At 69.2% G+C, this 14,382-nt stretch carries 15 protein-coding genes; 10 read left to right on the top strand and 5 right to left on the bottom strand.

What is annotated here, in order from left to right:
- Entirely contained in the window at window positions 1-477 is a 477-nt protein-coding gene (locus VKT83_12600; GenBank protein ID HLY23296.1) for a helix-turn-helix domain-containing protein, read from the bottom strand.
- A 174-nt stretch (window positions 478-651) separates the two neighbouring features.
- On the opposite strand from VKT83_12600, the gene VKT83_12595 reads away from it, so the two are divergent.
- From VKT83_12595 to VKT83_12585, 3 genes are read left to right on the top strand one after another with little or no spacing between them, the layout of a single operon-like run.
- Window positions 652-2,043 (top strand): HlyD family secretion protein, encoded by a 1,392-nt coding sequence (locus tag VKT83_12595; GenBank protein HLY23295.1) that lies wholly within the window; start codon window positions 652-654, stop codon window positions 2,041-2,043.
- The gene (locus tag VKT83_12590; protein ID HLY23294.1) at window positions 2,040-3,593 is read left to right on the top strand and encodes a DHA2 family efflux MFS transporter permease subunit; all 1,554 of its coding nucleotides are present in this window, start codon (window positions 2,040-2,042) and stop codon (window positions 3,591-3,593) included. The genes VKT83_12595 and VKT83_12590 overlap by 4 nt, the downstream gene beginning before the upstream one ends.
- Before the next feature lie 27 nt (window positions 3,594-3,620).
- The gene (locus VKT83_12585) at window positions 3,621-4,139 is read left to right on the top strand and encodes a GNAT family N-acetyltransferase (protein ID HLY23293.1); all 519 of its coding nucleotides are present in this window, start codon (window positions 3,621-3,623) and stop codon (window positions 4,137-4,139) included.
- A 13-nt stretch (window positions 4,140-4,152) separates the two neighbouring features.
- Here the strand turns inward: VKT83_12585 and VKT83_12580 are convergent, their stop codons facing one another.
- Both VKT83_12580 and VKT83_12575 read right to left on the bottom strand, forming a co-directional pair.
- Window positions 4,153-5,178 (bottom strand): HD domain-containing phosphohydrolase, encoded by a 1,026-nt coding sequence (locus VKT83_12580; GenBank protein HLY23292.1) that lies wholly within the window; start codon window positions 5,176-5,178, stop codon window positions 4,153-4,155.
- A 10-nt stretch (window positions 5,179-5,188) separates the two neighbouring features.
- Window positions 5,189-5,632 carry a response regulator gene (locus VKT83_12575; protein ID HLY23291.1) on the bottom strand — a complete coding sequence of 148 codons (444 nt, stop codon included), beginning with the start codon at window positions 5,630-5,632 and terminating at the stop codon, window positions 5,189-5,191.
- Window positions 5,633-5,804: 172 nt separating this feature from the next.
- On the opposite strand from VKT83_12575, the gene VKT83_12570 reads away from it, so the two are divergent.
- The 3 genes from VKT83_12570 (at window position 5,805) to pip (ending at window position 7,437) form a co-directional block, all read left to right on the top strand.
- The gene (locus VKT83_12570) at window positions 5,805-5,999 is read left to right on the top strand and encodes a hypothetical protein (GenBank protein HLY23290.1); all 195 of its coding nucleotides are present in this window, start codon (window positions 5,805-5,807) and stop codon (window positions 5,997-5,999) included.
- A 120-nt stretch (window positions 6,000-6,119) separates the two neighbouring features.
- A complete protein-coding gene (locus VKT83_12565) occupies window positions 6,120-6,449 on the top strand; it encodes a tRNA-binding protein (GenBank protein HLY23289.1) in 330 nt (109 codons plus the stop codon).
- A 22-nt stretch (window positions 6,450-6,471) separates the two neighbouring features.
- Window positions 6,472-7,437 (top strand): prolyl aminopeptidase, encoded by a 966-nt coding sequence (gene pip / locus VKT83_12560; protein HLY23288.1) that lies wholly within the window; start codon window positions 6,472-6,474, stop codon window positions 7,435-7,437.
- On the opposite strand, the gene VKT83_12555 is transcribed toward pip, so the two are convergent.
- Both VKT83_12555 and VKT83_12550 read right to left on the bottom strand, forming a co-directional pair.
- Window positions 7,409-7,855 (bottom strand): STAS domain-containing protein, encoded by a 447-nt coding sequence (locus tag VKT83_12555; protein HLY23287.1) that lies wholly within the window; start codon window positions 7,853-7,855, stop codon window positions 7,409-7,411. The genes pip and VKT83_12555 overlap by 29 nt on opposite strands.
- 66 nt (window positions 7,856-7,921) lie before the next feature.
- Window positions 7,922-9,412: a pyridoxal-dependent decarboxylase gene (locus VKT83_12550; GenBank protein ID HLY23286.1), complete on the bottom strand. Its 1,491-nt coding sequence runs from the start codon at window positions 9,410-9,412 to the stop codon at window positions 7,922-7,924.
- 234 nt (window positions 9,413-9,646) lie between these two features.
- Between VKT83_12550 and VKT83_12545 the strand changes: the two genes are divergently transcribed.
- The 4 genes from VKT83_12545 to VKT83_12530 all read left to right on the top strand — a co-directional run.
- On the top strand, window positions 9,647-10,333 hold the full coding sequence (locus VKT83_12545; protein HLY23285.1) for a YceI family protein: 687 nt from the start codon (window positions 9,647-9,649) through the stop codon (window positions 10,331-10,333).
- A 95-nt stretch (window positions 10,334-10,428) separates the two neighbouring features.
- The gene (locus VKT83_12540; protein ID HLY23284.1) at window positions 10,429-12,477 is read left to right on the top strand and encodes a S9 family peptidase; all 2,049 of its coding nucleotides are present in this window, start codon (window positions 10,429-10,431) and stop codon (window positions 12,475-12,477) included.
- A gap of 5 nt (window positions 12,478-12,482) precedes the next feature.
- Window positions 12,483-13,880 carry a dipeptidase gene (locus VKT83_12535; protein ID HLY23283.1) on the top strand — a complete coding sequence of 466 codons (1,398 nt, stop codon included), beginning with the start codon at window positions 12,483-12,485 and terminating at the stop codon, window positions 13,878-13,880.
- 300 nt (window positions 13,881-14,180) lie between these two features.
- Window positions 14,181-14,382 (top strand): hypothetical protein (locus tag VKT83_12530; GenBank protein ID HLY23282.1); only part of this gene is annotated, 202 nt, incomplete at its 3' end.

The raw sequence follows: 14,382 nt of genomic DNA, 5'->3' as shown, positions 1-14,382 counted from the left end.
TTAACCCTTATGCTCAGCCTGACCTGCCCGTCGCGCGAGAGACCGCGGCCGCCCTCTTGGAGTAGGAGCGCGAGAGCCCTCGAACCGAGCCACGATCTCCCTCATGAATCCCTCTTTGCCGGCCTTCATCCGCCGGAAGAACGGATTTGTCACGTCCGTTCGAGAGTCGTACTTCGCGCTCCACCGCCCCATCTCGTAGATCACGGGCAGCAGATCCAGCGCTTTCTGTGTCGGAGAATACCGAAACTGCCGCTTGTCGTCTGGATCGCCGGACTTGGTGATCAGACCCTGCTGCTCGAGCCGGACGAGCCGGTCGGCCAGAATATTCGTCGAAATGCCTTCTTCGGAGCTCAGGAACTCGTGATAGCGCTGCTTTCCCCGGGCGATCACGTCCCGAAGGATCAGCAGACTCCACCTGTCGCCGATCGCTTCCAGCGCGAGTGAAATCGGACAGTTCGAGCGTGGCTCCCGTTCCATAGATCTCAGTATGCACAAAATACTTGCATTTTGCAAGTACCCGTGGTAACCTCGGCTCACTTGCAAATCACAAGTTAATTGTCCGTGAGAGTGGGGTGCCAACCAATGCCTGCCATCGAGCCAGCCAGCGTAAACGGAACGGGCGCGGCCCCGACGCCCGCCACGAACCCGGCGATGCGGCCCCGCGAGGGCGCGGCGGACGGCGATCGCGGCGGCGCAGATCCGGCCGCCGCTGGGACGCGCACGCGTCCGGGGTCTCGGGTGCGCGGGTGGCTGTTCGGGGTGATTCTGGCGGTGATCGCCACCGCTGTGTTCTACACCGTTCATTACTTCGGCTACGCCGGAACCCATCCGAGCACCGACGACGCCTTCGTCCAGGGCGACACCACCATCATCAGCGCGAAGGTCTTCGGCCGGGTCGGCCGGGTGCTGGTGCGGGGATACCAGCACGTCCACAAGGGGGAGCCGCTCGTCGAGCTCGACCCAGTGGATGCGCGGATCGCCCTCCAGCAGGCGCAGGCCGCCTTTGATGCCGCGGAGACGCGGGTGCGGCAGGCCGATGCCGCCCTGAATGCCCAGCAGCATCAGGCCGGCGCGGCGCTCGCGCAGGCGCAGGCCGCCCAGGCGGCGGCGGACGCACGGGTTCCGCAAAGCCGGACGACCGTCACGCTGGAAGATCAGACCGTCCGGCAATCGATCTCGATGGCCGAAGCCCAACTCGCCGCGGCCACCGCCCAGGTCACCTCGGCGCGCTCTAATCTCGACAAGTCCCGCAACGACCTCGCGCGGGCACGCGAGCTCTTCGCGGAAGGCGCGATTGCCTCGCAGCAGGTGGATCAGGCTCAGGCCGCGTACGCCGCCGCCGCCGCGCAGGAACAGAGCGCGGTGGATGCCGTGAGCCAGACTCGCGCGGCGCTTGCACAGGCTCAGGCCGCGCAGCTCCGCGTGCCGATCCGCCGGCTCGACGTCACCGCCGCGATCGCGCAGCAGGACCAGGCCGCCGCGGGGCTCGCGACCGCCCGCGCGGGATTCGACGTGGTGACGCAGCGGGAGGCGGAACTGGCCACCGCCCGCGCCGGGGTGGCACAGGCCGCGGCCCAACTCGCCGCCGCGCGCCAGCAGCTGGAGTACACGACGATCTTTGCCCCCGACGACGGGCTCGTGGGGAGCGACGTTCCGGTGCAGCCCGGCCAGGTCGTCCAGCCCGGTCAGACGCTGCTCACGCTCGTGTTCGCGTCGCGCCGGTGGGTGCAGGCCAACTTCAAGGAGACCCAGCTCGGCGGCGTGCGGATCGGACAGCCCGTGACGATCCGGGTCGATCTCCTGGGCCGCACCTTCCGCGGCCACGTCGAGCAACTCGGGCCGGCCACCGGCGCGGCCCTCTCGCTTCTGCCGGCCCAGAATGCCACGGGAAACTTTACCAAGGTCGTGCAGCGGGTGCCCGTGCGCGTCGCCCTGGACGACGCTCCCGACGACCTCCAGGTCGGGCTCTCCGTCGAGGCGACGGTCGACACGACGAGGCGGCCGGGACCGGCCCGCGGTGCCGTTGCCGGCGCACGCCGATGAACGCGCCGAATAAGTGGCTCGTCACCGCGGCGATCTCGCTCGGCACGCTGATGGGCACGATCGACACCTCAATCGTCAACGTGGCGCTGCCCCACGTCCAGGCCACCTTCGGGGTCGCGGTGACCGAGGCGGCCTGGATGACCACGGCCTATTTGGCGGCAATTGTGGTGGTGCTGCCGCTCACCGGATGGTTGGGTCCCGCGTTCGGGCGTAAACGCGTCTACCAGACTGGGCTCCTCGTGTTCGTGGGGGCGTCCTTCCTGGCGGGGATCGCGCCAACGTTGCCGGTCCTCATCGCCGCCCGCGTGCTGCAGGGGATGGGTGCCGGGGTCCTCGGTCCCACCGAGCAGTCGATATTGCGAGAGACCTTCCCGCCGAAGCAGCAGGGACTCGCAGCCGGTCTGTACGGCTTGGTGCTGCTGGTGGGGCCGACCGTCGGTCCCCTGCTCGGCGGGTTCATCACCGACAATTACACGTGGCGCTGGATCTTCTTCATCAACCTCCCGGTCGGGCTGCTCGGCTTCGCGTTGGTGGCCGCGGTTATCCGCGAGACCGCCTTGAGCCAGGCGCCGCGGACGCGGTTCGATTTTGTGGGGGTCGGCTTCATGGCCGTGGGACTGTCGAGTCTCGTGGTCGCCCTGGAGCAGGGCAATCGGTGGGAGTGGTTCGACTCCCCGCTGGTATGGGGACTCACCCTGGCCGCCGTGTCGGGACTGCTCCTGTTCGTCGTTTGGGAATTGTTCGGCACGGAAACGCCGGCCGTGGATCTGCGCATTCTCGGCAACCGCGCGTTCGTCGCCGCGTGGCTCAGCGTCGGCGTCGTCGGGTTCGGCCTCTTCAGCGGCCTGATCCTCGTCTCGCTGTTCCTGCAGCAGGGGCTCGGCTACACCGCCCTGCAGACCGGTCTCAAGTTCTTCCCCCGGGGGCTCGTGTCGATGGCCGTCTCGCCGATCGGAGGGATGATCGCCGGCCTCCTCGGTCCCCGGTTTGTCGTGGGACCGGGGCTTGCGCTCGCCGGCGTGTCGATGATCCTGATGTCTCGTTGGACGCTCGACGCGGGAGACCCTCAGGTGGTGCTCCCAATGGTGCTGCTCGGACTCGCGTTCCCCATGATGGTCGTCCCGCTCATGTCCGCGGCGCTCAACGCCGTCGAACGGCCCAAGGCGATCGGGGCGGCGAGTCTCATGAACCTGATCCTCCAGTTGGGCGGATCGTTTGGGACCGCGGTGATCACGACGCTGCTCGAACGCGGCACGACCCTGTTCCACGCGCGCCTCGCGGAGCAGGCGCGGCCCGACCATCCCGCGTGGGCGCAGGCCGCGCATCAGGTGACGGCCCTAATGGTGCGCGGCGGCAGCGACGCGACGGCGGCCCAACAGCAGGCCCTGGCCGTTCTCGACCGCGTCATCACCGGACAGGCCGCGGTCCTCTCGTTCGAGCACGGCTTTCAGGTCGTCGCGTTGTTCTTTTTCGGCGCGCTGCTCGCCGTGCCGTTTCTACCGGGGAAAATCCGCGCGACGCCGGGAACCCCCGCGATCATCGAACACTAGAACGCCGAAGCCGGAGTTGAGGGTGTCATGACGACAATCCAGATCCGCAGCGCGCGCGACGAGGACCGCGAAGCGATTCGGAACGTGACGCTGGCGGCCTACGAAGAATACGCGCTGGCGATCCCGGAGCCGTTCTGGCTCGCGTACCGGCGCCATTTGCTGGCCACGCTCGAGACGAAGGGTCCGGAAGATCGCATCGTCGCCGAGCGCGGCGGGCTCGTCGTCGGAAGCGTGCTGCTCTACCCGCCCGCCGCGGGCGCGTATGGGCCGGCCGGCGGGGACGGCCGGTGGCCCGAGGTCCGTCTGTTGGCGGTGCTGCCCGAGGCCCGGGGGCACGGGGTGGGGAGCGCGTTGATGCGGGAGTGCGTGCGCCGCGCGCGCGAAATGGGCGCCCCGGTGCTCGGGCTGCACACGACGGACATGATGCGGGCCGCGGTCCGCATGTACGAGCGCATGGGCTTCACGCGCGCACCCGAGACGGATTTCGAGCCGGGCGGCGGGATCGTGGTGAAGGGCCTTCGTCTAGATCTGGCCGGCCTGAGGTAGCGGGCCAGCGGCCTCAGGATCCGCCCGCGCCCTCCGGTTCGCCGGCCACCAACTGGAGGAACGGATCGACGAGCCCAGGATCGAAATGCCGCCCGGCCTGCTCGCGGATGTAGATGACGGCCTGCTCTTTGCGGAACGCCGGCCGGTACGGACGGTCCGAGCGCAGCGCGTCCCAGGTGTCGGCAAGCGCGAAGATCCTCGCCGCGAGCGGAATCTGCGTTTCCGTCAGGCCGCGCGGGTACCCGGTCCCGTCCCACCGCTCGTGGTGGCAGTAAGGGATATCGAGCGCGGGCCGGAGGTAGGCGATCGGCGCCAGGAGCTCGTACGCGAGCACGGGATGCCTCCGCATGAGCGCCCACTCGTCGGGACTGAGCGGACCCGGCTTGAGCAGAATGCTGTCGGGAACGCCCATTTTTCCGATGTCGTGCAGCAGCGCGCCGCGCCGGATGTGCACCAGGTCGGTTTCGGGCAGCCCCATCATGCGCGCCATCCGCAGCGTCAGCTCGGCGACGCGTTCGCTGTGGCCCTCGGTTTCCTTGTCGCGCAGGTCGAGGGCCCGGGACCATCCGGCCAGGGTGGAGTCGTAGGCCTCCTGCAGCTCCGCGTCCGCGCGACGCTTCTCGCGCCGGAGATGCCGTTCGTCGAGCGCGCGCGCCACCGCCGCGCCGAGGCGCGCCAGGCGGTCCTTCAGCAGGTAGTCGACGACGCCGCGCTTCAACAGCTCGACGGCCGCCTCTTCGCCGATGGTCCCGGAGACCACGATCATCGGGACGTCGAGGCCGCGCTCCCGCAGCGCGTCCGCGGCCCTCAACGCGTCAAACCGCGGCAGGCTGTTGTCTGAAATGATGAGATCGAGATCGGCCGACAGCGCGGCGAGGTAGCCGGCCTCGGTGTCCACGACCTTCGCATCGACGGCGAAGCCGGCCCGCCGCAGCGCCCGCACTTCCAGCTCGGCGTGCGCCGCTTCATCCTCGATGATGAGCACGCGCAGCGGCCGCCCGCCCGAACCGGGCCCCGGCGGCCGCACGGAATCGTTCATCGCGCCGCGCTCATGCGTCCGCCGGCACAGGGGGCAGCTGATTCAACAACATCCAGTAAAATCCGACCGACCGGGCGGCGTCGGAGAACTGTTGAAAATCGACCGGCTTGACGATATAGCTGTTGACTCCGAGACGGTAGCACTCCGTAAGGTCGCGGTCCTCCGCCGACGAGGTCAACACCACGACGGGGATCATTCTGGTCCGCTCGTCGTGCTTGATCCGGCGCAGCACCTCGACGCCGTCCAATTTCGGCAGCTTGAGGTCCAGCAGGATCAGCCGCGCGGGCGGCGGATTGCTTCCGTCACGCGGCAGCAGCACGTCCACGGCCTCGGCGCCGTCCCGGAGCACGCGGATGTTGTTTGTCACGTGGTGGCGCTTCAGCGCGCGCACCGTGAGCTCGGCGTGCTCGGGGTTGTCCTCGATCAATATGATTTCGACAGACCCGTCGGTCATGACAAACCCGGTGTCCAGCATTTCTCAACAAAGTATTATACACAACACGACATGACTTAACGGACGTCGCCGGCCGTCTCTCGAGACCGGGCCGCGGCCGCCCGCGGCTGCGACCCCCGCCAGGTTTCGGGGCGGGTCAAGCGGTCGAAAATCTATTGAGTGCCACGAGGAGGTGGCCAATTACAACTACTACGGGCCGCAGCCGTATTACGGCGCCACGTGCCAGACGTATTACTCCGGCGGGATGATGTACTCGAACTGCCCGCCGCAGCCGTACACCTACTACAACAACGGGCCGTATTACTCGCCGTATTACACGTACTACTATTACGGTCCGTCGCCGTCGGCGGGATCGCGTGAGCGGTAGCTCCTAAGGGTCACCGCTCGGTTTTTTTCGGTAGGCTATGAGGGTGCGGCGGGCGGCCGCGCCCTCATCGCTTGTTGGTGAGAAGAACGCCCGCCAACGGAGGGGGACGCGGTGGCATCGATCGATCCGCTGGACGCGTTTCAAGCGTTGGACCTGCGCGTGGGGCGGGTCACGGCCGCGGAGCCGCTCGACGGGGCGAAGAAGCCGGCCTACCGGCTGACGATCGATTTTGGGCCCCTCGGCACGCGCGGGTCGAGCGCGCAGCTTACGAGACTGTACCGCGCGGAGGAACTGGTCGGACGCTCGGTCATCGCCGCGGTCAACCTCGGCGTTCGGCGGATCGCCGGCTTTACGTCGGAAGTGCTCGTGCTCGGCGTGCCGGACGAGCACGGCCGCGTCGTGCTCCTCTCCACGGAGCGCGACGTGCCGGCCGGCGGGCGGGTGTTCTAGCCTGACAGCCGGGGACGCGACGGTGACGCCGCTCTACCCGGAGGTCGAGCCCTACGAGCGCGGGATGCTCGACACCGGCGACGGCAACCGCGTGTACTGGGAGACGTGCGGCAATCCGCGCGGGAAGGCGGCCGTGGTCCTGCACGGCGGTCCCGGCTCGGGATGCGCCCCGTGGCACCGCCGGCTTTTCGACCCCGCGGCCTACCGCGTCGTACTCTTCGACCAACGGGGGTGCGGACGCAGCACGCCGCACGCGAGCGACCCGGCCACGAGCCTCACGGCCAATACGACCCCGAACCTGATCGAGGATATCGAGCGGCTGCGCGGGCACCTCGAAATCGAGCGGTGGCTCGTGCTGGGCGGATCATGGGGCAGCACGCTGGCCCTCGCGTACGCGGAGCGGCATCCGGCGCGTGTTACGGAGATCGTCTTGTTCGGCGTGACGACGGGCCGGCGCCGGGAGTTCGACTGGTGGTTCCGCGGCGGCGCGTCGGTCCTCTTTCCGGCCGAATGGGAGCGGCTGCGCGCGGCGCTCCCGGCGGCGGACCGCGACGGCGACATCGTCGAAGCGTATTACCGGCTGCTTCACGATGCCGATCCGGCAGTCCGCCGGCGGGCGGCGGCCGATTGGTGCACCTGGGAGTCCGCCGGACTCACGTGGCCCCCGGCGCCGCGGCTGTCCCCTCGATTCACCGACCCCGTCTACGCGATGGCCTTTGCCCGGCTCGTGACGCACTACGTCCGGCGCGACGCGTGGCTCGAGGACGGGGTGCTCTTGCGGGACGCCGGTGCACTCGCCGGCATCCCCGGCGTCATGGTGCAGGGCCGTCTCGATTTCGGAGCGCCGATCGCCTGGGCGTGGGATCTTAGTAAGGTGTGGCCGCGCGCGGAGCTGGTGGTCGTCGCCGGCGCGGGGCACGCCGGCGATCAGCCCGGCATCGCCGCCGAACTGGTCCGCGCTACGACTCGGTTCGCGAGGGCGCGGTAGACTTTTTTGGCTCGCCGGGCGTGCCGGGCTTCGGCTCGGGCGTCTTCGGACGCACGCCGGCGGCAGCGGCCGGCGCTGCGGCCGTCTTCGGTGCTTGATGCGACGGCGGGATGTCGGACACGATCGACATCAGCCGGCCGAGCCCGATCTGCTCCACAAGTTGACGGATCGGGCGCACGGCCACCACGGTCACATCGCAGCCGAGGCGCTCCGCCCGCTGACCGGCGCGCAGCAAAATGTGGAGGCCGACACTGTCGATGTACCGCAGGCCGCGAAAGTCGACCACGATGTCGCGACGGGTGTCGATCAGGCTGAAGAGCGCATCTGCCAGCAGATTCGCATTGGCCAGATCGATATCGTCGAACACGCTGATGATCGTGCCCGCTTCGGTTTCCTCGACCCGATAGCTTACCCGCATGGCTAACTATTCTAGGTGTTACCCTGGATCGCCACGTGCTTAGCCTCTCGGGGTTGGGCACAGCCCTCAGCGTCCCGCCAGGCGCCGCCCGGCCTGCCGAATCACGTCGAGCAGCGCCACCAGATCCGGCTCCGCCGTCGCATAGTGAAGGATGCAGGCGCGAAGCGCAAAGCGGCCGCGGAGGACGGCGTTGGTCAGAAACGCCTCTCCGCCGGCCTGGACTTCCTGCATGATCGTCTTGTTCAATTCGTCGAGGCGCGCGTCGTCGCGCGACCAGCCGTCGGGCACGTACCGGAAGCAGACGATCGACAGCGTGACCGGCGCCGACAACTCGAAGTCCGGCGCGGTCTCCACCATCCCGGCGAGCCGGCGGGCGAGGACGGTGTGCCTCGCCACGTGCGCGGCGGCGCCGCGCCGCCCGAGATGCTGGAGCGTCATCCACAACTTGAGCGCGCGAAAACCGCGGGTCTGCTGGAAACCGTACTCCGAGTACCACGGCAGGCCTCCGAAGCCTTTGCCCTCCTCGGTCTGCAGATACGGGGGCACCAGGCTGAACGTGTCCCGCAGCAGCCGGCCGTCGCGGACGAGCGCGCAGCCGCACTCGACGGGGACGGAGAACCACTTGTGAGGATCGATCGCCAGCGAATCGGCCCGGGCCATCCCGGCATAGTGGGACGCCGCGGACGGGTCGAGCACGCCGGGCGCGCCGTACGCCCCGTCGACGTGGAACCACAGACGTTCCTCCGCACAGACGCGGGCGACCGAGTCCAGCGGATCGATCGCCCCGGTGTTGACGGTTCCGGCGCTTGCGCTCACGCAGAAGGGACGGCGTCCGGCGGCGCGATCCCGCGCGATCGCCTCCCGGAGCGCCGCGACGTCGAGCCGCCACGCCGCGTCGACCGGCACCGTCCGAACCGCGTTCGCGCCGAGGCCGAGCAACTCAGCCGACTTGCGCAGGCAGCTGTGCCCTTCCTCGGACATGTACAGGACCAGGCCGGCCTGCGGCAGGCCGGCGCTCCGCACGTCACCCCCGAGCTCGGCGACCGCGTGGTGACGGGCGGCGGCCAAACAGGTGAGCGACGCCATCGACCCGCCGCTCGTGAGCAGGCCCATCCCGCCCTCGGCGGGATAGCCGAGCAGCTCCGCCAGCCAGCGGACCGCGCACCGCTCGAGATAGATCGCGGCGTGGTCACCGCCGGCGCAGCTCGGGTTCATCGCCGCCGCGAGCAATTCGGCGAGCACCGCGATCGGAGCCGGCGGCGCATTGACCCACCCAAAGAAACGCGGATGCCCGTTGCCCATCGGGTGCGGGAGCACGAATTCCTGGAAGCGGCGCAGTGCCGCCTCCGGCGCAAGACCGTCCTCGGGCAGCGGCTGCTCGAGGAGCGCGCGGCGCTCTTCGACGGTCATCGGACGAAACACGGAACGTCCGCGGATGCCGGCGAGATAGTCCGAGACGAGATCCACCGTCCGGTGGGCGAGGCGCCGGAACTCCTCCGGGTCGATCTCGAGCGTCGGCCTATCTTCGTGCCCCGAGGCGTCGAACGCGTCGGCCATGGTCTCCTCCGTATGGGAATCTCACGCCTTGATTGGCCGGCGCCGGCGCGCGATCATGCACCGCCCAGATCGAATGGGTGAGGGCGCACACACTGTGAGCGGCTCGTAGCGATCTTGTGAATAATCCTTCATAAACGCCGTCCCGCGGAACAGAAGCCGCGGCACCCGGCGTTTGCGAGGGTAGAGTAAACGGGAGCGCCGTACGTGGCGTGACCTCGCAAGGAGGACGACGGCATGAAGCAAGGCAGACTCGCGATCGTCGCCGCGGGCGTCGCATTGGTCGCGGCCGCCGCGATGTGGCAGAGTTCGGCGGGCGGCACATCGGTCCCGCGGACGTTCGCCGCCGCGGCGCCGGCCACGCCGATCCAGGTCCCGGCCGCCGCGCAGCGGTTCGTGATCGATCCGCAGGTGTCCGAGGCCTCGTACCACGTCGGCGAGACGTTCTTCCGCGACAATCAGTTCAAGGTCGCGGTCGGCGTCACGCACGACATCCAGGGCGATATCTACGTGGACCGCTCACGGCCGGATCAGAGCCGCATCGGGCCGATCACCATCAACGTCAACCAGCTCACGTCGGACAGCCGGCACCGCGACAGCGCGATTCGGGGCCGCTGGCTGGAATCCGACAAGTACCCGACGGCCGTCTTCATGGCTACATCGATCGAGGGCCTGCCGAAGACGTATGTCGCCGGCCAGACCGTCCGCGTGCGGATCTCCGGCAACCTCACGGTGCACAACGTCACCAAACCCACCGTGTTTACCGGCACGCTCAAGCTGAGCGGCGACACCCTGACCGGCGCGATGGAAACCACGGTGCTGATGAGGGACTTCGGCTTCGATCCGCCGAGCATCATGATGCTGCAGACCGAGGACAAGGCGACGCTCGACTTCCAGTTCACCGCCCACCCGTTCGGCGCGTAGGCGGCAGGCAAGGCACCCAGACCGCCCTCGTTGAACTATCCTTTCCTCCGCGGGGCGCGCGCGCACCGCGCGCGGCCCGGGAGAGGAGGATACGGTTGTCCACGTCTTCGCGCCCCGAAGCGCCCCCTAAGCGTCCGATCGCGGTCGACGATATCTTAAAGTGGAAAGTGGCCGGCGCGCCGGTCCTGTCGCCCGACGGCGGCCGGATCGTCTGTCCCCTCACGATCGTCGACGACCCCGCCAACGGTTATCAGATCCACCTCTGGCTGGTGCCGGTTCCGGCGGCCTCGGAGTCGAATCGGCCGGCGCCGCGACAGCTCACCACCGCACGGTCCCGCGACACGGGGCCGCGCTGGTCGCCGGACGGCACCCGGGTCGCCTTCATTTCCGACCGCGGCGGAACGAAGCAGGCCTGGGTGATCTCGATCGACGGCGGCGAGGCGCGGCCGTTGACCTCGGGCTCGCTCGCGCCGGCGGAACTGGCCTGGTCGCCCGACGGCAAGTCGGTCGCGTTCAGCGGCAAGCCGGAGGCCGCGGGCCGCCCCGAGCAGAGCGACGTACGCGTCATCTCGCGGCTGCATTACAAGCAGGACGGCGAAGGCTTCTGGGACGGCCGGTGGAAACAGATCTTCGTTGTTCCCGCCGCCGGCGGGGACGCCCGCCAGATCACCCAGGGAGACTACGATCACATGGCGCCCGTCTGGTCGCCCGACGGGGCCCTTCTCGCGTATACCGGCAACGCCTTGCCCGACGCGGATCTCGATCCGCGCAACGACCTGTGGATCATCCGCGCGGACGGCGCCGGCTCGCCGCGACGCCTCACGCGCACCATCGGCGCCGTCGAAACGCCGGCCTGGTCGCCAGACGGCGAGCGGATCGCGTATCTCGGCCACGACAGCGCATGCGGCGGGGCCACCCTTGTGCGCCTCTGGGTCGCCGCTGTGGACGGGGCCGAGCCGGCGTGCGTAACCGGCGGCTACGAGGGGAACATCGGACATCACATCGGGAGCGACGTGCGCTCGCAGCCGAGCTCGGGCGGTCTCACCTGGGCGCCGGGCGGCGACCGGATCTACTTTCTCACGACGGAGCGCGGCAACTGCCAGGTTGCATCGGCATCCCTCGCGGACGGCGCCGTCCGGCTCGAGACGGCAGGAGAGCACGATCTCATCGGCTGCTCGCTCGACGCCGCGGGCCGCCGCGTCGCCTGCGTCGAGACCGACCCGCTCACCCCGGGTGAAGTGGCGGTCGCCGAGCTCGGCGGCGGTCGCCCCGCGGCCTTCCGGCGCCTGTCGGCGTGGAACGCGCCGCTGGCCGGCGCGCTGGCGCTCGCGCGGCCGGAACGGTTCGAGTACAAAACCCCGGACGGATACGTGTTCGACGGCTGGGTGATGAAGCCGGCCGGCGCCGGCCGCCGCGTGCCCGCGGTCCTGGAAATCCACGGCGGTCCCCACGGCTCGTACGGCCACACGTTCTCGAATCAGCTGCAGCTCATCTGCGCCGCGGGCTACGGCGTCGTCTACACGAACCCGCGGGGCAGCCACGGCTACGGACAGGCCTTCCTCGCGGCGACCCACCACGACTGGGGCGGCGGCGATTACGAGGACCTGATGGGGGCGCTGGACCGCGCGCTGGCGCTCCACGAGTGGATCGATCCGGACCGGCTCGGGGTGTGCGGCGGCAGCTACGGCGGCTACATGACCAACTGGATCCTCGGGCACACCCAGCGGTTCCGGGCCGGCGTCACGCTGCGCAGCACGTGCAACCGCTACAACCATTGGGGCACCGGCGATATCGCCTATCACGGGGCGGACTGGGAGTTCCCCGGCGCACCGTGGGAGTCCCCGGAGTTCTACCTCGAGCGATCCCCGATCACATACGTGCGCCAGATGAAGACCCCGCTGCTCATCCTGCACGGCGAGAACGACCTGCGGTGCTCGATCGAACAGGCGGAGCAGTTGTTCGTCGCGCTCCGGCGGCAGGGGACGCCGACGCTGTTCGTGCGCTTCCCGGGCGAAAGCCACAGCATGTCCTCGTCGGGGCAGCCCCGGCACCGCACCGAAGAGATGACGCACCTGCTCGGATGGTTCCACACGCACCTCGGCGCGCGGGCGGCCAACGGCCGGGCGCGCGAGCCAAAGGAGTGAGCGCGATGGACTACGCGGCGGCGGACGCCTACCTCAGCAAGCAGCGGGAGCGGCATCTCGCCGAACTGCAGGACTTCCTCCGCATTCCGAGCGTCAGCGCGCTTCCGGCCCACCGCCCGGACATCGCGCGCGCCTCGGAGTGGCTCGCGGAGCGTCTGCGGGCCACCGGCGTGCCCGAAGTCCGCATCATGCCGACGAGCGGCAACCCGGTCGTCTACGGCGCGTGGCCCGCGCGGGATGGGGCGCCGACGATCCTCTTGTACGGACACTACGACGTGCAGCCGGTCGACCCGGTCGCGCTGTGGCAGACGCCGCCCTTCGAGCCGGCGATCCGCGAGGGCCGGCTGGTCGCCCGCGGCGCGAGTGACGACAAAGGCAGTCTGTTCATCCCGCTGCTCGCGCTCGAGGCGATCGGCAGCATCGCCGGCGGGCCGCCGGTCAACCTCAAGTTTCTCTTCGAGGGCGAGGAAGAGACCGGCAGTCCAAACCTGGCGCCGTTCCTGCACGAGCACCGCGCGCTGCTCGCGGCGGACGTGACGGTGAGCGCGGACGGCGGCCAGTGGGACGTCGAGACGCCGTCGCTCGCGCTCGGGAACCGCGGCCTCACGGGCCTGCAGATCGATCTGCGCGGCGCCGCGACCGATCTGCACTCCGGGACCTACGGCGGGGCCGTCGCCAATCCGCTTCACGCGCTGGCCGCGCTGCTCGCCGGCATGCATGACGCGGACGGGCGGGTCACCGTCGGCGGGTTCTACGACGCGGTCAGGACGCTGAGCGCCGCGGAACGCCGCGAGCTCGCGCGGGTACCGTTCGACGAAGCGGCGCTGCGCGAGGAGCTCGGCATCGCGCAGTTCGTCGGAGAGCCGGACTACACGCCCCTCGAGCGCACGTGGATCCGCCCGACGCTCGAGGTCAACGGAATGTGGGGCGGTTTTCAGGGCGACGGCAGCAAGACTGTGCTGCCGAACGAGGCCCACGCAAAGATCACGTGCCGGCTGGTGCCCGATCAAGATCCGGATCAGATCGCGCAGGCGGTCGAGCAGCACATTCGCCGCCACGCGCCGGCGGGTGTCACGGTGACGGTGACGCGGTCCAAGGGAAAGGCCCGGCCGTACCTCATGCCGGCCGAGCACCCGAGCCTGGCGGCCGCGGCGAAGGCGCTCCGCGCGACATACGGCAAGGACCCCGTACGCGTGCGCGTCGGCGGGACGCTGCCGGTCTCAGACCTGGTCAAGCGGGAGCTCGGGACGTGGCTCGTGTTTTTCGCCTTCGGCGAGCCCGACAATCTGGTGCACGCGCCGAACGAGTTCCTCCGCCTGCAGACGTTCGACCGGGGAACGCGCGCCTACGTGCGCTTCTTCGACGAGCTCGGCCGAACCGACGCCGCGAGCCTGCGCGCGTAGAAGCCGGCCGCACGTGGAGAGCCCGGAGGTGGGGCCGGTCGCCGCTCAAACTGTGCCGCGCGGAGCGTAGGCGACCGGACTCGCGCGGCGGCAGTGACGCGCGAAGGCCGCGGGCCTGCCGGCCCGCGGCCTTCGCAATTACCTGTTTTCTACGGTCGTCTACCGGTTGTGCGTACCGTCTGAGCAGGACTGGCCCTGCGCGTTCGATTGACAGGTCTGTCGTGTATCCCGGCCACGTGAGCCGCCGCCATTGCCGTTGCCCGTAGGCGTGTAATTCGGCCGCTGGTACTGCTGCTGGTATTGCTGCGGCCGTTGGTAATTGTACGGCTGCTGCTGCTGGTACTGCTGCGGCCGCTGGTAATTGTACGGCCGCTGGTAATTGTACGGCTGCTGCTGGTACTGCTGCGGCCGTTGGTAATTGTATGGCTGCTGTTGCTGGTACTGCTGCGGCCGTTGGTAATTGTACGGCTGCTGTTGCTGGTACTGCTGCGGCCGTTGGTAA

This window comes from bacterium, from assembly GCA_035308905.1.
GTDB lineage: Bacteria > Sysuimicrobiota > Sysuimicrobiia > Sysuimicrobiales > Segetimicrobiaceae > DASSJF01.
This window is presented reverse-complemented; position numbering and strand designations above follow the sequence as displayed.